Genomic DNA, 20,552 nt, shown 5'->3' on the forward strand with positions numbered 1-20,552 from the left:
GACCCGGACACGACTTTCGGCGGTCGACGTGCCCGGTGGTGAGCCGATAGGAAGAGCCCTTCGCGGACGAAGGGGAGCTTGTCGATGCGTCTCACCGTGCTGGCCGCCGCGGCCGCGCTCATGATCACCGGCACGCCTGCCGTGCAGGCGTCGGGCGACGTGGCCGTCCCGCGCATCAGCTGGGCGTCGTGCGGCCCGGAGAACCCCGGCTTCGAGTGCGCCGCCGTGAAGGTGCCGCTCGACTACGACGACCCGCGCGGCGCGACGACGACGGTCGCGTTGGCGCGCAAACCCGCGACGGACAAGGCACGCCGGATCGGGTCGTTGTTCCTCAACCCCGGAGGTCCCGGCGGATCCGGTGTGGACTTCGCGCTCGGCGCCGGCACCACCCTCTCGGCGAACCTGCAGGGCCGGTTCGACATCGTCGGGTTCGACCCGCGCGGCATCGGCAGGTCGGACCCGCTGCACTGCTTCGCGAGTGAGGCCGACCTGGAGAAGTTCTTCGAGGGCGTCCCCGGCTTCCCGTACCAGGCCGCGCAGGAACGGCCGTTCTACGACCGCTACCGCTCGCTCGGCCCCGAGTGCCGCGACGACCAGCGCATCGCCCGCCACATGAGCACCGCCGACGTGGCCCGCGACCTCGACCTGCTGCGCCGCGCCGTCGGCGACCGCAAGCTCAACTACCTGGGCTTCTCCTACGGGTCGTTCCTCGGCGCGACCTACGCGAACCTCTTCCCGAACAACATCCGCGCGCTCGTGATCGACGGCGTGCTGAACCCCGAGCTGTGGTCCAGCGGGCGGCAGATCGAGTCGGACCGCATCGCCACCAAGGAGGAGTTCCGCGAGTTCCTGCGCACCTGCGACGAGGCGGCCTGCGCGTTCGGGCCGAAGTCGGAGCAGCGCTGGAACGCGTTGCTGAAGTCGGTGCGCGCCAAGCCGATCCAGCTCGGCGACGAGGTCTACACCTACGACGCCGTGATCGGCGCGGCGGCCGGCGCGATGTACTCGCCGTCGGACTGGCCGGACACCGCCGCGCTGTTCGACCAGCTGTCCGACGCGGCGGGCTCGCTCTCCGTCGCGGCGGAAGCGGACTACCCCAACGGGTTCGACTCCTACAACGGCAACGTGTGCGCGGACATCGAGTTCCCCCGCGCGTTCGAGTCGTACCAGGCGACTTCCCGTTACGCGGCAAGGGGTTCCGAGTTCGGGCCGTACTGGTGGTGGGGCAACGCGGCGTGCGCGAACTGGCCCGTCAACGAGGACCGCTTCACCGGGCCGTGGCGCACCCGCACGAACGCGCCGGTCCTGGTGGTGGGCAACTACTTCGACGGCGTGACGGACTTCCGGGGCGCGCAGGCCGTGAACCGGCAGATCGCCGGCAGCCGTCTGCTCGCGTACGCGGGATGGGGACACACGGCGTACGGGATCAGCCAGTGCGCCACGGACCACACGAACGCCTACCTGCTGGACGGGAAGCTGCCCGCGGTGGGAACGGTGTGCCCGGCGAACCCGAACCCGTTCCTGCCGTCGGTGGCGAAGGCGGAGCCGCTGTTCAAGCCGGCCCGGAGGTAGCGGAGGCCGCCAGGCGGGGTGTCGTGGCCGCGCAGCCCGGCACCCCGCCGAGCCTCACCGGTCCCCCAGCGCCAACTCCTGCGCGAGTTCCACCGCACCCCGCGCCGGGTCGTCGCCGAACCTGCTCCCGAACGCGTCGTGCACCCGCCACCCCGCGTGGCCGAGCGCACGCCACCGTGCGAGGTGCGCCTGCTCCCCCAACGGGTGCGGGCGCGTCTCGACCGCGACGGCGTTCTCCTTCTCCCCCACCACCAGGTCGACCCGCCACTGCCCCACCGGATACCCGGTCCGCACGGTCAGCCCGGCCGTCCGCAGCTCCCGCGCCAGGCTCGAGGTCCAGGCGTCCTCGGGCTCCTCACCGGCGGTCTCGGTCGGCGCCACGTCGGCGTGCCGCAGGTACTCGCCGATCAGGCCGGGCGGTTCGGCCACCGAGGTGATCACGTGCACCTGGCGCCGGGCGCGGGTGGTGAGCACGGCCAGCAGGTTGCGGTCGTTCACGAACCGCCACGCGCCCGGCTTGGCGTCGGCGGCCAGGCTGATCACGACCTCGTCGAACTCGCTGCCCTGCACGCCGTGCACGGTGCCCGCGCGGACGCCGCCGGTGGTGATCTCGTCCAGCGAAAGCTCGCCGAGCAGGGCTTCCTCGACGGCGTCGGCCTGGGCGCGGAACGGCGTCACGACGCCGATCGACCGCACGCCCGCCGCGATCCGCTTGCGGACGTGGGCCAGCACGGCGTCCACCTCGGCCTGGTTGGCGCCCTTGGTGGTGCGCTCGCCGTCGACGCGTTCGGTGTCGATGCAGTCGACGTCGGCGATCGACGGATGGGTGGTGAGCAGCGCGATCCGGCCGTCGTAGAACCGGGTCGCGGCGAACCCGATCAGGTGCGGCGCGCAGCGGTGGTGCTCGTCGAGCCAGTGCACACCCGCCGTGGCCGCGCCCGCGTCGAAGAGGCTCACCTTCGGCACGTCCAGGCGGTCGCGCAGGGCCTGGGTGCCCTCGGCGTCGACGGCGGCCTGCACGGCCTGGTCGCTGACGAACGACACGTGCCGCAGCTGCCGGGGGTCGCCGCCGATGACCGCCGACCTGCCGCGCAGCAGCGCGGGCGCGGCGAGCGGCTGGTCGACGTGGCTCGCCTCGTCGATGATCACCAGGTCGAACGTGCCGGGCACCGGCGGGAGGATGTCCTCCACGTCGGCCAGCGTGCCGACCCACAACGGCAGTGCCGCCACCAGGTCCGCGCTGTCGATCTCGGCGAGTCCACGCCGGCGCGCGGCCCGTCCGGACCGCAACGCCTTCGCGAGCGCCGCCACCGCCCGGCGCGCGCCCGCTCCCCGGCGGCTGACCGAGAGCTCCCTGAGCCACGCGGCCGTCGCGGCGCGGCTGTGCACGTCGTTCTCGGCCAGCAACGGCCGCAGCTCACCGAACGTCGTGCCGTTCGTGGCGACCCGGACGGCCGCCGCGGTCTGTTCCGCCGCCTCCACGGCCGCCACGAGGTCCTCTGTGGACGCCTCACCGGCGCCGGTGAGCTTGCGAGCCTTGCCCAGCGCCCAGCTCGTGCGGAGTCCACTGAGGAATCCGGTGCGCGGGGCCAGAAGTCCTTGCAGCTGAACGAAATCGACGCCTGAGTCGAACGCCTTCGGGGCGACCTCCCGATGCGCCGGCATCAACGCCTGGTGCCTGCGCGCCTCGGCGGCCAGCCGTTCGTCGGCGAGTGTGGCGCCGACGGTGCGTTCGATCCGGGCGACCGCGGCAGCGGCCCTGACCCGTTCCTGGTCGAGGTGAGCGAGCTTGCCGGGATCGCTCGTGGCGGTCAGCCCGTCGCTCAGCTCGCGGGCCATCTCCTGCCGCAGTTCGGAGTCGCCGAACAGCACCGGCACCGGCCCGCCCGCTTTGCGCAACGCGGCCCCGAGCACGTCGGCGGCGTTGCGGGTGCGGCTCGCCAGCAGCACGGACTTCCCCGCCGCCACGGCGTCCAGCGCCAGCGCGGCGAGCGTGTGCGTCTTGCCCGCGCCGGGCGGCCCGCCCACGACGGTGATGCGCGCTCGCCGCGCGTGCTCGACGGCGCGCATCTGGCTGTGGCTGAGCGGCAACGCCGAGCTGATCGGCTCGTCGTGCTCGTCCGGCTCGCTCGCGGCCCCGTACAGCGCCGCGAACGCCGTGCCCTCCAGTCCCTTCTTGCCCGACCAGTCGAACAACGCCGTGCCGTGCTCGGTCTTCACGACCGGCTCCCCGGCGTGCAGCCCGGCCCCCAGCGCGACCTTGAGCTCGCTGCCGGAGATCAACGACTTGGGGTCGTCGGACACGATCGGCACGTCCCCGAACCCGGCCAGCCGCAGCGTCTCGGCGATCCACTCCGGTGTGGGGGCGAGCGAGGCCTCCCGTTCGGCGGCCTGCGCCCAGTCGTCGATCAGCGGGAACACCCCGGCGTCACCGGCGACGTGGAAGGCGTAGCCGAGCCCGATCCCGTGATGCAGCCGCACCGGCCGGGACACGAGCGGCAGGCACACGCGCCGCCGTTGCCCGCCGATCTGCGCCGGACCCGCCAGGAACGCCCAGCCCAGCCTGAGCAGCCGGTCCTCCTGGTGCAACGCGTCGAACGCGGCCAGGTGCGTGACCTCGGCACGGACCTGCTTCGGCGCGGTCCACGACACCGGCGTCCAGTGCGGGCCCTCCTGCTCCAGCGTGATCGCCCGCCACGACGGCTCGTGGTCGCCGAGCCACAGCAGCCCCGCCGCCTTGCTGAGGTCGAGCTGGAGCTTCTGCGGCTGCTCGGCCGCGCTCAGGCGGGCGAGGGTGCGCAGGACGGCGGAGGGGTTCACGCGCGCCATCGTGCCATCCGGGCCGGTAGCTTCGTCGGCTGTGGAAGATCTTCCCGTCGGCCTGTCCGACGACGAGCTCGCGGCCGGGCTCGCCCGGTTCGGCGTCACCGGCACGCCCGTCTACGCGCCGCTCGGCTTCGGCGACTACCACTGGAGCGCCGGCGACCACTTCACGTCGGTCGCGGACCTGACGGCCAAGCCGCTGGACGGTCTGCGGCAGGCGATGGAGACGACCGCGAGCCTGAGCGCGCTGCCGTTCGTCGTGGCACCGCTGCGGGCCGACGACGGCGAGACGGTGGTGCTGCTCAACGGCCGGTACGCGCTGAGCGTCTTCCCTTTCGTGGCAGGGGAAGCCGGCACGTTCGGCAATCCTCCCCCGGCCGGGGTGAACGAGCTGCTGGCCGAGCTGCACGCCTGCTCACCACCGCCGCACACACCGGCCGCAGCCCTCGACCTTCCCGGCAGAGCAACGCTGGCGGCGTTGCTCGACGACCCCGGCGAGTGGTTCTCCACCTCCGCACGGGAGATCTTCGTCGCCCACGCCGAAGTCGTGCGGGCGCGACTGACCGAACTGGACCGGCTCGCCGCCGCGCTGCCGCCGGAACGGGTCGTGACGCACGGCGAACCGCACGCGGGCAACGTGATCCGCACCGCCGACGGCCTGAAGCTGGTCGACTGGGACACCGTCGGCCTCGCCCCGCCGGAACGCGACCTGTGGCTGACCGGCGGCCAGAGCCCGTTCTACGCGCTGCGGTGGAGCCTCGACGACATCGCCCAGTTCATCGAGAAGCTCCGCGCCCCGCACGAACGGTCGCGGGACGCGGAGCTCTCGATGCACTACTTCAGAACGACACTAGAAGCCCTTTAGAGCGTCAGGGTCCAGGTGTCGATGGTGCCGACGTCGGCCGTGGCCGCGTCGCGGACGCGGAGCGTCCAGGTGCCGTTGCGGGTCTCCGACGACAGGTTGACCGTGTAGGTCTGGTCGATGTTGTCGGCGCTGCCGCCCGAGCGGTTGTGCAGGTTGTAGACGGAGCCGTCCGGCGCCACCAGGTCCACCACGAGGTCGCCCTTGTAGGTGTGCTTGATGTGCACCTCGACCTTGCTGCTGGCCGAGGCGGTGCCGGTGCAGCCGCTGAACACCACGGTCGACGTCACGGTCGTGTTGTCCGGGATCGCGACGTCGGTGCCGTTGGTCTGCGGGGCGCAGGTCGCCGAGCCGACCGTCCAGGTGAACGACGTGCTGCCCGAACCACCGGCGGTCGCGGTGGCCGTGGCGGTCACGTTGTAGGTGCCCGCGACGGTCGCCGTGCCGGAGATGACTCCGGTCGACGAGTTGATCGCCAGGCCGGTCGGGAGACCGGTCGCCGTCCACGTGTACGGCGAGGTGCCGCCGGACGCCGACAGCGTCAGGTTCGCCGTGCCGTTCAGCGCGGTGCTCTGGTTGCCCGGGTTGGTGACCGAGACACCCGGAACGCCGCCGACGTTGGTGCGCAGCAACAGGTTCGCCGTGTTGGCGCCCGGGTTGGTGACCTTGTTCGGGGTGGCCTGGGCGAGGATCGCCGCGTGCACCTCGGCCGGGGTCTTGCCGGGGTTGTCGGCGAGGTACAGCGCCGCCGCGCCCGCGACGTGCGGGGACGCCATGGACGTGCCGCTCATCGTGGCCGTGCCGGTGTTGTTGCTGTACGACGCGGAGACGATGTCCTGGCCGGGAGCGAACAGGTCGCTGCAGGTGCCGAAGGACGAGAACGACGCGCGGGCGTCGGTGCGGGCCGTCGCCATGACGTTGATCGTCTCGGTGACGCGCTGCGGCGAGTACTTGCAGCTGTCGTCGTTGAAGTTGCCCGCCGCCACGACGTACGTGACGCCGCGGCCGATCGACGCGCGGACGGCGTCGTCGAGCACGCGGCTGGGCTCGTTCGCGGTGCCGGTGTAGAGGCTCATGTTCGCGACGGCCGGCAGGACGGCGTTCGCGGTGACCCAGTCGACGCCCGCCGCCTCGGTGGCGACGGAACCGCCACCGGCGCAGTTGAGCACGCGGACGGCCTTGAGCTTGACGTTCTTCGCCACGCCGTAGGTCGCGCCGCCGACGGTGCCGGACACGTGCGTGCCGTGGCCCTGGCAGTCCTTGCCGTTGCGGCCGTCGGTGAACGCGTCGAAGCCGAACGACGCACGACCACCGAAGTCGGCGTGGTCGTAGTTGATGCCGGTGTCGATCACGTACGCCGTCACGTTCGACGCGCCCGTGCTGTAGCTGTACTTCGAGTCGAGCGGCAGGCTCGCCTGGTCGATGCGGTCGAGACCCCACGACGGCGGGTTGAGCTGGTCGGTCAGGACCTGCACGGTCCGGTCCTGCTCGACGTAGGCGACGGCCGGGTCGGCGGCGAGGCGCTTGGCCTGCTGCTTCGACAGCGTCGCGGAGAAGCCCTTGAACGCGGCCTTGTACGTGAAGCCGAGCTTCGCGCCGTACTTGGTCGCGAGGTCACCGGCGCGGCCGGCCACCTGGGACTGGGTCAGGTCGTTCTTCAGCACCACGATGTAGTTGTCCGGGACCGCGTTGGGCGCGCTCTCGGCAACGATCGGGCCCTCAGGCTGTGCGGCCACAGCTTGGGGGAGCGCGAGCACGGTGGTGGCGACGGCGATGGCCGCCACCCCGAGCGTGCGCAGGGTGCGTAGTCTCATCACTGCTCCTTGATCGCAGGGAACCGCGTGCGACCGCGGGCCGGCCCTCGACGGCCCTACTGCGTTGCGGTCACACGCGGTTGCGAAACAGCGTTAGTCCGTTATCGGACGTGATGAGTCTTTAGTTGCGACAAGGAGTAGAACAAGCGACTTTCGTACGGTTGTCAGCCGGCGAGCGCGAAAAGATCGTCCCGGTCGCCCGACTGCTTGAGGACGGCGAGGGACTGCTTCTCCAGCTGACGGATCCGCTCACGGGTCAGGCCGAGCTCCTCCGCGACCTCCTGCAGGGTGCGGGCACGCCCGTCCTCCAGGCCGTAGCGCAGGCGCATGATGCGGCCCTGCCGTTCGGGCAGGACGTCCAACAGGGAGCGAACTCCCTCGGTGAACTCCTGCTGCTCCACGAGATCGGGCGCCGACACGCCGTCGGTGTCCTGGATGAGGTCGCCCAGGACCGAGTCGCCCTCGTCGCCGACCGGCGTCTCCAGCGACACGCACGTGCGGGCCGCGTCGCGCAGGTCCTGCACGCGTCGCGGCGTGCACTTGGCCTCGGCGGCGATCTCCTCGACCGTCGCGTCGCGCCCGAGCGCCGCGGACAGCTTCTGCCCGATCTTCTTCAGCTTGTTGACCTCTTCGACCACGTGCACCGGCAGGCGCACGGTGCGGGTCTGCTCGGCCAGGCCGCGCTCGATCGCCTGGCGGATCCACCACATGGCGTAGGTGGAGAACTTGTAGCCCTTGGCGTAGTCGAACTTCTCGACCGCGCGGATCAGGCCGAGGTTCCCCTCCTGCACCACGTCACCGAACGGCAGGCCGCGGAACGAGTGCTTCTTCGCGACCGACACGACCAGGCGCAGGTTCGCGCGGATCATGTGGTCCTTGGCGCGCTCGCCCTCCACGACGAGCCTGCGCAGCATCCGGCGGTCGCGCTTCGTCTCGCCGGTCTCGAGCAGATGTGCCGCGTAGACACCGGCCTCGATGCGCCGCGACAGGTCGACCTCCTCGTCGGCCGTGAGCAGCGGCGTGCGGCCCACGTCGCGCAGGTACTGGCCGACCGAGTCCCCGTCCTGCTGCCCGGACGCGCGGTTCTTCAGATCTGCAGGCATGACAAATCCCCCCGTTTCCGTTGGCAGGTGGTGCAGCCAGAAGGTGGCTGCACAGGTGTGTAACGGTTCAGAGGTCCACTTCATTCCGCGGTTTCGGCTGTGACCTCAGCCTCACCTGCGTGATCGCGTGGTGTTCGACGTCGAGGACCTCGATGCTCCATCCTGACACTTCGACCACGTCGCCTGGTTCTTCTGGAATGCGGCCCAGGATCAGCAGCACCAGTCCGGCGACGGTCGCGTACTGGCCTTGCGGCGCGTCCCGCAGCTCCACGCCGACGTCGACGAGGTCGTGCACCGGGAACGTGCCGGGCAGTTCCAGCGACCCGTCGGCCTGGGCCTTGACCGCCACCACGTCGGAGTCGGTCTCGTCGTAGATCTCACCGACGATCTCCTCCAGCAGGTCTTCCAGGGTCACGATGCCGTCCACCGCACCGTGCTCGTCCACCACGAGCGCCAGCTGCTCGTGCTCGGCCTTCATGCGCCGCAACGCGTCCGTGACGCGCACGGAGTCCGGCAGCACCATCGGCGCGCGGGCGACGTCGGTGAGCACCGCGGTGTCGTCGAGCAGGTCACGCAGGTGCACCACGCCGAGCACGTCGTCCAGGTGACCGTCCCTGGTCACCGGCGCCCGTGAATGTCCGGACCTCGCAAGGACTTCCCGCGCGGTGGGGATGCCCAAACCTGATTCGATGATCGTCACCTGCCTGCGCGGCACGAGGACCTCACGCAGCCGGCGTTCGTGGATCTCCAGCGCGCCGGTCATGATCGTGCGTTGTTCCTGGTTCAGATGTTGTTGCACCTCAACGAGATCGCGCAGCTCCTCCGGTGACATCTGCTCCTCTTCGGCGTTCGGGTCACCGCCGAACACGCGCACCACGACGTCGGTCGACTTCGAGAGCAGCCACACAGCGGGACGCGAGATCGTCGAGAGGAAGTCGAGCGTGCGCGCGACGATCTTCGTCCACCGCACGGCGTACTGCATCGCGAGGCGTTTGGGCGCGAGCTCGCCGAAGACGAGTGTGACGAACGTCAGGACCACGGTGACGAGGGCGATCGCGACCCCGTTCGCGGCGCCGCCGAGGAAGCTCAGCAACGGCACGATCGGTGCCGCGAGCGACACCGCCGCGGTCGCCGAGGCGAGGAACCCGGACAGCGTGATGCCGATCTGGATCGTCGCGAAGTACCTGTTCGGATCGCGTGCGAGCCGGACGAGCCGGCGGTGCCCCTCGCGTTCCAGCGACCGCAGCTGACCTTCGCGCAACGACACGAAGGCCATCTCGCTGCCGGCGAACGCCGCGTTGAGCAACACCAGGACCGCGACCAGCGCGAGGTTGAAGCCATAACCATCCACGCGTTTGGGGTAGCACGCACGGTGGTATTTCGCACCCTGACGGCCGTCTTGAAAAGCCAGGAGGGCCAGGCCCCGAACGAGGTGGGATGGAGATGGACACCCCAGAAGTGCTGAGCACTTCCGCGAGGACCGTGCACACCCTGCCGGAGGACGAGCCCGACCTCGCCGCCATGCGCGTGTGGATCGGAACCCTGCTGAGGGACTTGTCGGAGGACGTCCGGCTCGACGTTCTCCTCGTGTGCACTGAACTCGCCAGCAACGCCTACGAGCACGCTTCGGGACCCAGAGCAGTGCGGGTCCAGCGACATACCGACTTCGTCCGGGTGGAGGTCGACGACCACACTCCGGCCGAGCTGCCGAACCTGGGCCACTCACGGCTCGGCGAGACGCGGGGACGTGGCCTGACGTTGATCGCCAAGCTCTCGCGGTGCTGGGGCACCAAGGAGTTCACCGGCGGGAAGACGATCTGGGCCGAGATCGACGCACAGGTCGCCTAGGCGTTTCGCCCAGACGACTCGTGACACGGCACGGATAGGACTTGCGCCGGGATTCTCCGAGTCTCGACGTATGACAACAACAGTGATGCCGGCGCTGCGGTCGCCGGTCGTGCGCCACGGCGCCGAGATGCTCGTGGCGATGCTCGTCGGGATGGCCCTGCTCGGGCCCCTGTGGACGCCGGAACGGGTCGAGCTCGCGGCCCTGTGGATGGCGGCGTCGATGTCCGTGCCGATGGCGTTGTGGATGCGCTATCGGGGGCACGGGCGGATCGTCGAGATGTGCGCGGCGATGGTCGTGCCGTACGCCGTGGTGCTGGTGCCCTACTGGGCCGGTCTCGTCTCCGCCGACGTCGTGGAGATGGGCGGGCACCTGCTGATGCTGCCCGCGATGGCGTTCGTGCTGGTCAGGTACCGGCACGAGCACGGGACGCCGAGTGCCAACCCGGTGATCCGGTTCCTGGGCGACCGGTGGCCGTCGGTGCTCTCGCTGGCGATCACGATCGACTTCTGGGCTTCGCCGGTGGTGCCTCCGGTCTGGACCCTGCTGCTGTGCCAGGCGGCCTACCTGTTCTTCGCGCGGCGGGCGCCGCGGGTCCAGCTCGTGGTGTTCGGCCTGTTCCTGCTGCTGGGCGCGGCGGTGCTGGCGGTGTCGCCGCACACCGGGGTGCTGCTGATCGCGCTGGGCTGGGCCGCGCACGCTCTGTGGGACTTGGTGCACCACGTGCGCGACGCCGTCGTGCCGCGCTGGTGGGCGGAGGGCTGCGGCGTGTTCGACCTGGTCATCGCGGTGACGATCCTGACGGTGTGGTTCTAGGCTGATGGCGATGAACGACCTTCCGCACACCGCGTTGCGCGGAGCCCTGCACCTACTGTGGATGAGCTCGCTGGTCGTGCCGCTGGTGTCGGTGCTGCGCGAGCCGTCCGGGTTGCGGTGGCTCGGGGTGCTGGGGCTGCTGGTGGTGGCCGTGGCGTTCGCGGTGACGTTGCGGGGCGGACCCCTGTGGGTGCTGGTGGCCGCGGTGGCGGTGTCGATCCCGCTGGTGGCGCCGGTCGGGCCGGACGAGCTGTCGACGTGGGCGTGGATCGGCGGCGCGGCGGCGGGGTTCGCCCCGTTGCTGCTCTCCGGTCCGTGGCGGTGGCTCGCGGCCATCGGCGGTGTGGTGGTGTCGGGGCTGGTCGGGTTCTTCGTGACGCGCGACCACACGACGTACCAGATGATCGCGGCGTCCGTCGGGCTGACGATCATCGCGATGGCCGGGCTGCCGATGTGGTTCGCCGGGCTGCTCGGGCAGGCGCGGGCGGGGCGTGAGGCGCAGGCGGAGCTGGCCGTCAGCGAGGAGCGGCTGCGGTTCGCCCGCGACGTCCACGACCTGCTGGGGCACCGGCTGACGGTGATCGCCCTGAAGGCCGAGCTGGCCGGGCGGCTGGCTTCCTCCGATCCCTCGCGGTCTGCTGCCGAGGCGTTCGAGGCGCAACGGCTGGCGTCGTCGGCGTTGGAGGAGGTGCGTGACGCCGTGCACGGCTATCGCGCCGTGGATCTCGCGGGCCAGATCGAGGCCGTGCGGAACGTTCTGCAGGAAGCCGGAATCCGGTGCACGGTCACGTCGGCCGACGTGTCGGGCGAACACGCCACGCAGCTCGCGCTGGCGTTGCGGGAGGCCTGCACCAACGTGTTGCGGCACAGCCACGCGACGTGGTGCATGATCGACGTCTCGGTCGGCTCGGAGGTGCGGATGACCGTGACGAACGACGGCGCCGAGAAGCCTCTGGCCGAGGGCAACGGGATTCGCGGCGTGCGCGACCGGGTCGCGGCGGCGGGTGGTCAGGTGTCGGCGGAGAAGTCGGGGGACGTGTTCACGTTGCAGGTAGTGGTGCCCACGTGATCAGAGTGCTGCTGGCCGACGACGAGGAGCTGATCCGCGACGCTCTGGCGGCCCTGCTCGATCTGGAGCCGGACCTCGAGGTGGTGGCACGCGCCGGCGACGGCCGTGCCGCCGTGGAGGCCGCACGGGCACATCGCCCCGACGTGGCCGTGGTGGACCTGCAGATGCCATCGCTGGACGGCCTGGAGGTCACCGAGGAACTGGCGCGCGTGCTGCCGTCGTGCGCCGTGGTGATCCTGACCGGCCGCGGCCGCCCACCACACCTGCAACAGGCGCTGCACGCGGGCGCGCGGGGCTTCCTGCCGAAGGGATCGCCGGGCGGCACGCTCGCCGACGTGATCCGCCGCGTGCACGCCGGCGGCCGCTGGGTGGACCCGGCACTGGCCGCCGACGCCCTGGCCGCGCCGCCGTGCCCGCTGACGCAGCGGGAGCTGGAGGTGTTGCGGCTCAGCGAGTTCGGCACGCCGGTGGCGGAGATCGCCGCGCGGACCTCGCTGTCTCCCGGGACCGTGCGCAACCACCTGTCGGCGGCGGTGGCGAAGCTCGGGGTCGCGCACCGGTCGGAGGCGTTCTCCGTGGCGCACGAACACGGCTGGCTCTAGTCGTTCTTGCGCGTGAGCACGTCGAAGGCGTGCCTGCGGTGCTCGGCGAACAGCTTGAGGGCTCCTTCGGCGTTGCCGAGCCGCAGCGCCGCCACCAGGTCGCGGTGCTCGTCGCGGATCTGCTGGAGGTACCCGTCGGAGCTGAGCGCCACGCGGGTGATCAGGAACAGGTGCACCTGCGACCGGATCGCGTCCCAGGCCTGGGCGAGCCTGCCGTGGTCGGCGGCGGCGTACACGGCGTCGTGGAACGCGATGTCGCACCGCACCATCTCGTGCGGCGTCTCGGCGCGTTCCATCTTCTCGGCGGCCAGCGCGATCTTGTCCAGCGACGCGTTCGTGGTGACGACCCGCTCGACCGCGAGCACCTCCAACGCGCCGCGCAGGCTGTCGAGCTCGGCCACGTCCTTGGCGGACAGCTGCGCGACCGTGGACCCCTTGTGCCACTCGGTGCGCACGAGCCCTTCGCGCTCCAACTCCTTCAGCGCGTCCCTCACCGGCCCGCGACTCACTTCCAGCGCCTCGGCCAGCTCGACCTCGCGCAGCGCGGCACCCGGCGGATAGGTGCCCTCGAAGATCGCCTCGCGAATGACGTCGGCGACCTCGGTCCCCAACCCTCGCCGCCGCGCCGGCCCCAATGCCATGTAGTGATGTTAACAAGACAACATGGCATCCACTTGTCTTCTTGTTAACATTCCTACATGCCTAACGTCCCACGCTTCCACCTCGCCATGCCGGTAGACGACCTGGCCGCCGCCCGCACCTTCTACGGCGACACCCTGGGCCTGCCCCAGGGCCGCAGCTCCGACACGTGGATCGACTGGAACCTGCACGGCCACCAGTTCGTCACGCACCTGGCCCCGAAGACCGAGCGCGTCAGCAACCCGGTCGACGGCCACGACGTGCCGGTCCCCCACTTCGGCCTCGTCCTGACGGTCGACGCGTTCCAGGAGCTCGCCGACAAGCTCCGCGCCGCCGGCACGAAGTTCGTCATCGAGCCGTACGTGCGCTTCAAGGGCGAGCCGGGCGAGCAGTGGACGATGTTCCTCCTCGACCCGGCCGGCAACGCGCTGGAGTTCAAGGCGTTCGCGGACGACGCCCAGGTGTTCGCGGTCTGACAGCCGAACACTTCGAGGCGCCGGGGCGGCACCTGAAACCAGGCGCCGCCCCAACGCCAGGCCACCCCCAAGGACAACGCCACCTCAGCCCACCTGACACCGCCACCGACTCCGGCCAGACCCGCCCGGCTCACCAGCCACTCCGGGGCCGCGCCTCACCCTCCCACCCCTTCGCGCCCTCAGCTCGCGCCCGCCTGCCCCCTGCCCCCTCATCCCGCGCCCCCGCTCGCGCCACCCGCCCCCGACCCCGCGCCGCCCCCAGAGCCTCAGCCCTTAAAGGACCGGCAAAATTCTTGCACGTTGCGCAAGTTTCGGTAGCTTGGAGGTGACGCCGAGCCACGACCCGGTCACCCCGGGTCAGACAAGGGGAACCCCATGACCACGGCCGAGCGGCAGCGCAAGGCGCAGGAGCTCTTCCGCCCCCAGCTGCCCGAGGAACTCGTCAACCGGGGCGGCTGCCCGTTCGACCCCAGCCGCGGGCTGACCGACCTGAGCGAGCGCGGGCGGGTCCACCGGATCGAGCACAACGGCGACAGCGTCTGGCTCGTCACCGGGCACGACGAGGCACGGGCGGTACTGGCGGCGCCGCAGATGAGCTCGGACCGCATCAACAGCCCGCGCGCCAGGGCGATGCTCTCGCCCGAGCTGCACGCCGAGATGTTCCCGCCGGAGCGGCGGGCCGGGTCGTTCATCTTCATGGACGCGCCCGAGCACACGCGCTTCCGGCGGCTGCTGACCGGACAGTTCACCGTGCGGCGGATGCGGGACCTCACGCCGCGCATCCACGAGATCGTCACGGCTCAGCTCGACGCGATGATCGAGAAGGGCGCGCCGGCGGATCTCGTGCACGACTTCGCGTTGCCGGTGCCGTCGCTGGTGATCTGCGAGCTGCTGGGCGTCGACTACGGCGACCGGGACGAGTTCCAGAAGCGCACGGCCAAGCTGCTCAGTCTCAACACGACGGTGGACGAGCAGATCAAGAACACCACCGAGATGCGCGTGTTCATGAAGGGGCTCGTGCTCGGCAAGCGGGCGAATCCTGGCGACGACCTGTTGTCCGGGCTCGTCAATGACACCGACCTCACCGACGACGAGCTGACCGGTATCGCGAACCTGTTGCTGATCGCGGGGCACGAGACGACGGCGAACATGTTGGCGCTCGGCACGTTCGCGTTGCTGGAGCACCCCGACCAGTGGGCGAAGCTGCGCGACAACCCCGAGTTGGTCGACAACGCGGTCGAGGAGCTGTTGCGCTACCTGTCGATCATCAGCTCCGGGGTGTCGCGGCACGCCAAGGAGGACGTCGTGATCGGCGGCGTCACCATCAGCGCCGGCGACACGGTGGTCGTGTCGGTGCCCGCGGTGAACCGCGACGACAGCCAGTACGACGACCCGCACGCGTTGCTGGTCGACCGGCCGCGCGGGCACCACGTGGCGTTCGGGCACGGCATCCACCAGTGCCTCGGCCAGCAGCTGGCGCGGGTCGAGATGGTCGTCGGCTTCACGGAGCTGCTCAAGCGGCTTCCCGCGCTCAAGCTCGCCGTGCCCGCCGACGAGGTGCCGCTGCGGACCGACATGTCGATCTACGGCGTGCACTCGCTCCCGGTCACCTGGTGAACCCGGCGCCGAGCTGGTCGATCATCCGGCCGACCAGCTCGTCCGCCGTGTAGCGCTCGGCGGCCTGGGGCGTGTCGAGCCACCACTGCACGACCGCCCGCATCGACGCGAGGATCGTCGACGCCGTCACCGCCGGATAGGGGTCCACCAGGGGATCCGCGCCGCACCGCAGCGCGATGGCCGCCGTCAGCGCCTGTTCGCGGGCCGAGTAGGCGGCGAACACGTGCGGCAGCAGCGCGGGGTGGCGCCGCAGTTCACGCAGCTGGCGCAGCCGTTCGAGGTCGACGTGCCGCGGGTAGATCGAGTTCAGGGCTCCCCGCAACGCCACGAGCACTGGTTCGCCGGCCGGGCGCGCGGCGAACTCCTCGACGAACGCCAGCGCGGTGGCCGTGTCTCCGGCGACGACCGCTTCTTCCTTGGAGGAGAAGTAGTTGAAGAACGTCCGCAGCGAGACGCCGGCCGCCCGCGCGATCTGATCCACCGTCACCCCGTCGAGACCGTGCTCCACGCACAGACTCCAGGCGGCGTCGCCCAGGGCTTCCCTGGTCGCCGCCTTCTTGCGTTCACGCAGGCCCGTCACGGCAAAAAGATTAAAGCGTGCCGGAAATTGGTGTAGACCTTGTCTGTCAGGTGAGCGTGTCACTACGGTCCGTGAGACCGCTCCCACCAGACATACGGAGGACCGGGTGCGCCTACTCGGAGTCGTCGTACTGGCCGGTGCCCTGCTCACGGCGGGCCACGCCCAAGCTTCACCCTCACCTGCGGAAACGTCGCCGAAGCCGACCCGCCCGGTCACGCTGATCACCGGTGATCAAGTCCTGATCGGACAAAGAGCGATCAAACCGGCACAGGGCCGCGAACGCGTGCTGTTCTCGACCTACACGACCGGTGGGCACGAGTACGTCGTCCCCCACGACGCCATCCCGATGATCGCGGACGGCCGCCTCGACGAACGCCTCTTCGACGTCACCGAACTGGCCACTTACGACGGTGCCCTTCCGGTCATCGTGACCTACCCGCGCGGAACCCTGACCGCGCAGGCACACCCCGGCCTCCAGCTGCGCAGCATCAACGGCGTGGCGTTCGACGCCGCCCAGACGCCGCTCGTCGGCGGGCAGTCGCTGACGACGTCCGGCGTGGAGAAGATCTGGCTCGACGCGAAGCGCCAGGCGAACCTCGACCGCAGCGTCGCGCAGATCAACGCCCCCGCCGCGTACGCCGCGGGTCTGACAGGCAAGGGCGTCAAGGTCGCCGTGCTCGACACGGGCGTCGACAACACCCACCCGGACCTCGCGGACCGCGAGATCGGCGAGCGCAACTTCTCGTCGTCCGCCGACAACGTCGACCGCTACGGCCACGGCACGCACGTCGCGTCGATCGTCGCGGGCACCGGCGCGAAGAGCGGCGGCAAGTACCACGGCGTCGCGCCCGAGGCGCAGATCCTCGACGTGAAGGTGCTGGGGGACAACGGTTCCGGCAACGACAGCGGGATCATCGCCGGCATGGAGTGGGCGGTCGAGCAGGGCGCCCAGATCATCAACATGAGCCTCGGGGGCTACGACACACCCGAGGTCGACCCCCTCGAAGAGGCCGTCAACCGCCTCACCGCCGACAAGGGCGCGCTGTTCGTCGTCGCGGCGGGCAACCTCGGCCCGTCCGCCCGCACGATCGGGTCGCCCGGCAGCGCCACCTCCGCGCTGACCGTGGGCGCCGTCGACCGCGACGACGAGATCGCGGAGTTCTCGGCGCGCGGCCCGTCCCAGTCCGGCACGCTCAAGCCCGACCTCACCGCACCGGGCGTCGGCATCGTCGCCGCCCTGCACGCGGCGGGCAAGATCGGCCCGCCCGTCGCCGAGGGGTACACCGCGCTCGACGGCACGTCGATGGCGACCCCGCACGTCGCGGGCGCCGCGGCACTGCTGAGCCAGCAGCACCCCGGCCTCACCGGTGCGGAACTGAAGGCGCGGCTCACCGGCACGGCGACGCCGAAGTCCGGGCTCACGCCGTTCGAGCAGGGCACCGGCCGGGTGGACGTGGCGAAGCTGATCAAGCAGAACGTCACGTCGACCCCGACCAGCGTCGACTTCGGCGCGCACCAGTGGCCGCACACCGGCGAGGCCGCGCTGACCCGGGAGATCACCTACTCCAACGCGGGCACCGAGGCCGTGACGCTCGACCTGTCGGCGGACACGACTGGCACGTTGTTCAGCGTCTCCCCCGCGCGCCTGACGGTTCCGGCCGGCGGCACCGCGACGGCCACCGTCACCGCGGACATCGCCAAGCAACCGGCGGGCGGCGTCTTCGGCGGCGCGGTCGTCGCGAGCGGCCTGCGCACCGCCGTCGTCGCGGACCTCGAGGTCGAGAGCTACGACGTCAAGGTGGTCGGCGTCGAGCGTTCCGGCGCCACGACGACGCAGACGTTCGCCAACCTGATCAACGTCGACACCGGCGCCCGCGTCTGGCCGAACACGTCCACGGGTGTGGCCCGCGTCGCCAAGGGCCGCTACATCCTGATGGGCAGCGTGATGTCGTCGTCCGGCGCCTACACGCACGACGTCATCAACTACCCGAACCTGACCGTCACCGGCGCCACCACCATCGAACTGGACGCCCGCAAGGCGAAGCCGGTCAAGGTGACCCTGCCGGTGACCGCGCAGCTCTCGTTGCTGCAGACCGGTTTCGAGCGCGTCGTCAACGGAACCGCCTACACCATCGGCAACTTCTCCGTCGGCGGCTCCATCGACCACCTCGGCGTGGCGAGCATCGGCCCCGACTCGAAGGAGGTCACCGGCAAGATCGCGACCTTCTGGACCGCCGGCTCCGACTTCTACGGACTCGCCTGGTACAGCAAGGGAACGGCGCCCGCCGGCCTGACCAAGACGATCGCCAAGAAGGACCTGGCGTCCGTCCGCGTCGACATGCCGGCGCTGAAGCCGGGCCAGACCGCCTCGATCGGCCACACCTCGTCCCCCGAGGGCCGCGCCGACTGGACCTACGGCTCGCTGGACAACTTCGTCCCCGGCCCGCGCACCGAGTACTACGGCGGTGACGGCGGCGACTGGTCACGCCGCTTCAACCTGTTCGACGAGACGGGCAACCTGGGCTCCCTGGTGACGCCGCTGCGCCACTACAAGCCCGGCCGCTCCTACGTGGAACCGTTCAACCGCGCGGTGTTCGGCCCGGCGCTGCCCACGTCGCGCGACATCCCGCACTCGTTCCGGACGGGCGACTTCGTCCGCATCACCGTCCCGCTCTACGGCGACAACGCGGGCAACGAGGGCTACTCCCCCGCCACCGCGGCCCGGACCGTCCTCTACCGCGACAACACCAAGGTGCTCGACTCGACCCAGCCGGGCTGGGGCCTCGCCGACGTCCAGCCGGGCGCCGCGAACTACCGCCTCGTCGCCTCCGCCACGAGGCCGGGCCCGTTGAGCACGAACGTGTCCGGCGTGTGGACGTTCCGCAGCGACACGACGGCGAGCCGGACCGCCCTGCCGCTGTCCGTCATCCGCTTCACCCCGCAACTGGACGACGAGGGCTACGGCCGGGCCGGCCAGATGCTCGCCGTGCCGATCTCCACCCAGTCGCAGGTGGACTCGGTCCGAGTCACGTCCGTCGACGTCTCCTACGACGGCGGCACGACGTGGAAGCGCACGCAGCTGACCAGCAACCGCGTGCTGCTGGCCCACCCGAGGGACGCCAAGTCGGTCTCCTTGCGCGCCAAGGCGTCCGGCAACGGCCAGACCGTGGAGCAGACGATCGTCAACGCGTACCTGCTCCGCTGAGAAAGGCACCCGCGCGCTCCCGAGCCCACGAGGCGAAGGAGCGCGCGGGCCTCTCCAGCACCTGCTCCGACCTGTGCTCCGGCGTTCCCGGTCGCCCCCGCCACGAGAATCGTCATGGCGCCGACCGTAGGACCTGCAGTTAGGTGGAGATCAAGGCCGCGCGGACCTCCCCGCGAGAATGGCCTGAGCGCGAGAGGGTCGCGGATGCGGGAACTGACGGACGAGATCGTGGCCTCCCACCGCCCTCCGGCGCCCAAGCCGGCACCGGCGGACGTGACCATCCCGGGCCGGCACGTCGCCGAGACCGCGCGCCACCCCGACGGCAGGCTCGCCGTGATCACCTGGTCGTCACCGCAGATCGATCCCGGCCTGCTCAACCAGGCACTGCACGTCATCGCCCCCGACGGCACGATCACCGACCTGGGCCCGACGCCGGCGGACGCCGGATCGCCGGTGTGGTGGGGCGACGAGGTGTGTTACCTGGCGTTGACGCCGCCACGCCTGCAGGCCGGGAACGCCGTCTTCGACCAACGCCATCGCAACCTCACCGAGGGCATGCCCGCGTGCCCGGTGGACCTCGTGCAGGACGACGGCGACGCGCCGGTGATGGTGGTGGCGACCGGACTCGACACCGAGTTCCGGCGACTCGACGGCACCTTCCTCGGGCGGGTCAGGGGTTCGCACCTGCCGTCGCCGTACGAAGATCTCGACGGCATCCCCTGGGGCACCCAGGAACGCCTCACCTACCAGGCGCGCGACGGGCTCGGCCTCGACGGGCTGCTCGTCCTCCCCCTAGGCAGGACGCGCGAGGACGGGCCGTTCCCTCTCGTCACGATCGTGCACGGCGGGCCCTACGACCGGTTCACCGACAACCTGCAGCTGCACTGGGTGCCGTCGGCGCAGTGGTTCGCGCATCAGGGCATCGCCACCTTCCTGCCCAACCCGCGCGGCGGGCTCGGGCACGGGCACGCGTTCGCCGCGCAGGTCGGCGGCCGGGTCGGGCTGGAGGAGTGGCACGACATCGAGGACGGGCTCGACCTGCTGGTCGCACAAGAAGTCGCGGACCCGGAACGGCTCGGCATCTCCGGGTGGAGTCACGGCGGGTTCATGGCCGCCTGGGCCACCACGAGGACCGACAGGTTCCAGGCCGCGCTCGTCGGCGCGGGCATCTCGGACTGGCCGCGGCAGGTCGCGAAGGGCGAGTGGGGTGCGTTCGAGGCCGCGCTCGCGGACACCCTCGACCTCAGCCCGATCACGTACGCCCACGAGATCACGACGCCGATGCTGATCGTGCACGGAGCCGAGGACACCAACGTGCCGGTGGAGCAAGCCGAACTCCTGCACGCCGCGGTGAGGCACTCCGAGCTCGTGGTCTACCCCGGCGAGGGGCACTCGCTGCGACGGCGTGAGCACAGGCTGGATCTGCTGAACCGTGCCAGAAGGTTGTTCGCGAAGCTCTGAAATTTGCGCAAGTCTTACGCAACCCCAGCAAGCGCGGAGCAAGCCCGCGCAAGCGCGCGTATCGAGA

The 20,552-nt window shown here is 70.7% G+C and carries 16 protein-coding genes; 10 read left to right on the forward strand and 6 right to left on the reverse strand.

Annotated features, from left to right (window positions below; genetic code table 11):
- Positions 1–84: 84 nt before the first annotated feature.
- A complete protein-coding gene (locus ACFWNN_RS06430; protein ID WP_382438834.1) occupies positions 85–1,572 on the forward strand; it encodes an alpha/beta hydrolase in 1,488 nt (495 codons plus the stop codon).
- Between the two features lie 54 nt (positions 1,573–1,626).
- Here the strand turns inward: ACFWNN_RS06430 and ACFWNN_RS06435 are convergent, their stop codons facing one another.
- Positions 1,627–4,392: an AAA domain-containing protein gene (locus ACFWNN_RS06435; RefSeq protein WP_382438835.1), complete on the reverse strand. Its 2,766-nt coding sequence runs from the start codon at positions 4,390–4,392 to the stop codon at positions 1,627–1,629.
- Positions 4,393–4,432: 40 nt separating this feature from the next.
- Here ACFWNN_RS06435 and ACFWNN_RS06440 point away from each other — a divergent pair, with 40 nt between their 5' ends.
- Positions 4,433–5,260, forward strand: a complete 828-nt coding sequence (locus ACFWNN_RS06440; protein ID WP_382438836.1) for a phosphotransferase family protein — start codon at positions 4,433–4,435, stop codon at positions 5,258–5,260.
- On the opposite strand, the gene ACFWNN_RS06445 is transcribed toward ACFWNN_RS06440, so the two are convergent.
- The 3 genes from ACFWNN_RS06445 to ACFWNN_RS06455 all read right to left on the reverse strand — a co-directional run bounded on the left by ACFWNN_RS06445 (position 5,257) and on the right by ACFWNN_RS06455 (position 9,525).
- The gene (locus ACFWNN_RS06445) at positions 5,257–7,071 is read right to left on the reverse strand and encodes a S8 family serine peptidase (protein ID WP_382438837.1); all 1,815 of its coding nucleotides are present in this window, start codon (positions 7,069–7,071) and stop codon (positions 5,257–5,259) included. The genes ACFWNN_RS06440 and ACFWNN_RS06445 overlap by 4 nt on opposite strands.
- Before the next feature lie 164 nt (positions 7,072–7,235).
- Positions 7,236–8,174, reverse strand: a complete 939-nt coding sequence (locus ACFWNN_RS06450) for an RNA polymerase sigma factor RpoD/SigA (RefSeq protein ID WP_382438838.1) — start codon at positions 8,172–8,174, stop codon at positions 7,236–7,238.
- A 67-nt stretch (positions 8,175–8,241) separates the two neighbouring features.
- A complete protein-coding gene (locus tag ACFWNN_RS06455; RefSeq protein WP_382438839.1) occupies positions 8,242–9,525 on the reverse strand; it encodes a hemolysin family protein in 1,284 nt (427 codons plus the stop codon).
- A gap of 92 nt (positions 9,526–9,617) precedes the next feature.
- On the opposite strand from ACFWNN_RS06455, the gene ACFWNN_RS06460 reads away from it, so the two are divergent.
- The 4 genes from ACFWNN_RS06460 (at position 9,618) to ACFWNN_RS06475 (ending at position 12,507) form a co-directional block, all read left to right on the forward strand.
- Complete coding sequence (locus ACFWNN_RS06460) at positions 9,618–10,022, forward strand: ATP-binding protein (RefSeq protein WP_382438840.1); 405 nt, start codon at positions 9,618–9,620, stop codon at positions 10,020–10,022.
- 70 nt (positions 10,023–10,092) lie between these two features.
- On the forward strand, positions 10,093–10,836 hold the full coding sequence (locus ACFWNN_RS06465) for a hypothetical protein (protein WP_382438841.1): 744 nt from the start codon (positions 10,093–10,095) through the stop codon (positions 10,834–10,836).
- 10 nt (positions 10,837–10,846) lie between these two features.
- The gene (locus ACFWNN_RS06470; RefSeq protein ID WP_382438842.1) at positions 10,847–11,905 is read left to right on the forward strand and encodes a sensor histidine kinase; all 1,059 of its coding nucleotides are present in this window, start codon (positions 10,847–10,849) and stop codon (positions 11,903–11,905) included.
- Positions 11,902–12,507, forward strand: a complete 606-nt coding sequence (locus tag ACFWNN_RS06475; protein ID WP_382438843.1) for a DNA-binding response regulator — start codon at positions 11,902–11,904, stop codon at positions 12,505–12,507. The genes ACFWNN_RS06470 and ACFWNN_RS06475 overlap by 4 nt, the downstream gene beginning before the upstream one ends.
- Here the strand turns inward: ACFWNN_RS06475 and ACFWNN_RS06480 are convergent.
- The gene (locus ACFWNN_RS06480; RefSeq protein WP_382438844.1) at positions 12,504–13,148 is read right to left on the reverse strand and encodes a GntR family transcriptional regulator; all 645 of its coding nucleotides are present in this window, start codon (positions 13,146–13,148) and stop codon (positions 12,504–12,506) included. The two genes, ACFWNN_RS06475 and ACFWNN_RS06480, sit on opposite strands and share 4 nt — an antisense overlap.
- Positions 13,149–13,205: 57 nt before the next feature.
- Between ACFWNN_RS06480 and ACFWNN_RS06485 the strand changes: the two genes are divergently transcribed.
- Both ACFWNN_RS06485 and ACFWNN_RS06490 read left to right on the forward strand, forming a co-directional pair.
- Positions 13,206–13,622 carry a VOC family protein gene (locus tag ACFWNN_RS06485; RefSeq protein ID WP_382438845.1) on the forward strand — a complete coding sequence of 139 codons (417 nt, stop codon included), beginning with the start codon at positions 13,206–13,208 and terminating at the stop codon, positions 13,620–13,622.
- A 375-nt stretch (positions 13,623–13,997) separates the two neighbouring features.
- Positions 13,998–15,239, forward strand: a complete 1,242-nt coding sequence (locus ACFWNN_RS06490; protein ID WP_382438846.1) for a cytochrome P450 — start codon at positions 13,998–14,000, stop codon at positions 15,237–15,239.
- On the opposite strand, the gene ACFWNN_RS06495 is transcribed toward ACFWNN_RS06490, so the two are convergent.
- Positions 15,229–15,819, reverse strand: a complete 591-nt coding sequence (locus ACFWNN_RS06495; RefSeq protein ID WP_382438847.1) for a TetR/AcrR family transcriptional regulator — start codon at positions 15,817–15,819, stop codon at positions 15,229–15,231. The genes ACFWNN_RS06490 and ACFWNN_RS06495 overlap by 11 nt on opposite strands.
- 106 nt (positions 15,820–15,925) lie before the next feature.
- On the opposite strand from ACFWNN_RS06495, the gene ACFWNN_RS06500 reads away from it, so the two are divergent.
- Positions 15,926–19,024: a S8 family peptidase gene (locus tag ACFWNN_RS06500; RefSeq protein ID WP_382438848.1), complete on the forward strand. Its 3,099-nt coding sequence runs from the start codon at positions 15,926–15,928 to the stop codon at positions 19,022–19,024.
- Between the two features lie 204 nt (positions 19,025–19,228).
- Complete coding sequence (locus ACFWNN_RS06505) at positions 19,229–20,485, forward strand: alpha/beta hydrolase family protein (RefSeq protein ID WP_382438849.1); 1,257 nt, start codon at positions 19,229–19,231, stop codon at positions 20,483–20,485.
- Positions 20,486–20,552 lie beyond the last annotated feature (67 nt).

Origin of the sequence: Lentzea sp. NPDC058450, from assembly GCF_042721395.1 — a bacterium.
Taxonomy (GTDB): domain Bacteria; phylum Actinomycetota; class Actinomycetes; order Mycobacteriales; family Pseudonocardiaceae; genus Lentzea.

Bases quoted from the DNA above. Each gene is read 5' to 3' on its own strand.
- ACFWNN_RS06430 (WP_382438834.1), top strand. From the start codon at position 85: ATGCGTCTCACCGTGCTGGCCGCCGCGGCCGCGCTCATGATCACCGGC.
- ACFWNN_RS06465 (WP_382438841.1), top strand. From the start codon at position 10,093: ATGACAACAACAGTGATGCCGGCGCTGCGGTCGCCGGTCGTGCGCCAC.
- ACFWNN_RS06505 (WP_382438849.1), top strand. From the start codon at position 19,229: ATGCGGGAACTGACGGACGAGATCGTGGCCTCCCACCGCCCTCCGGCG.
- ACFWNN_RS06470 (WP_382438842.1), top strand. From the start codon at position 10,847: ATGAACGACCTTCCGCACACCGCGTTGCGCGGAGCCCTGCACCTACTG.
- ACFWNN_RS06480 (WP_382438844.1), bottom strand. From the start codon at position 13,148: ATGGCATTGGGGCCGGCGCGGCGGCGAGGGTTGGGGACCGAGGTCGCC.
- ACFWNN_RS06450 (WP_382438838.1), bottom strand. From the start codon at position 8,174: ATGCCTGCAGATCTGAAGAACCGCGCGTCCGGGCAGCAGGACGGGGAC.
- ACFWNN_RS06445 (WP_382438837.1), bottom strand. From the start codon at position 7,071: ATGAGACTACGCACCCTGCGCACGCTCGGGGTGGCGGCCATCGCCGTC.
- ACFWNN_RS06485 (WP_382438845.1), top strand. From the start codon at position 13,206: ATGCCTAACGTCCCACGCTTCCACCTCGCCATGCCGGTAGACGACCTG.
- ACFWNN_RS06460 (WP_382438840.1), top strand. From the start codon at position 9,618: ATGGACACCCCAGAAGTGCTGAGCACTTCCGCGAGGACCGTGCACACC.
- ACFWNN_RS06490 (WP_382438846.1), top strand. From the start codon at position 13,998: ATGACCACGGCCGAGCGGCAGCGCAAGGCGCAGGAGCTCTTCCGCCCC.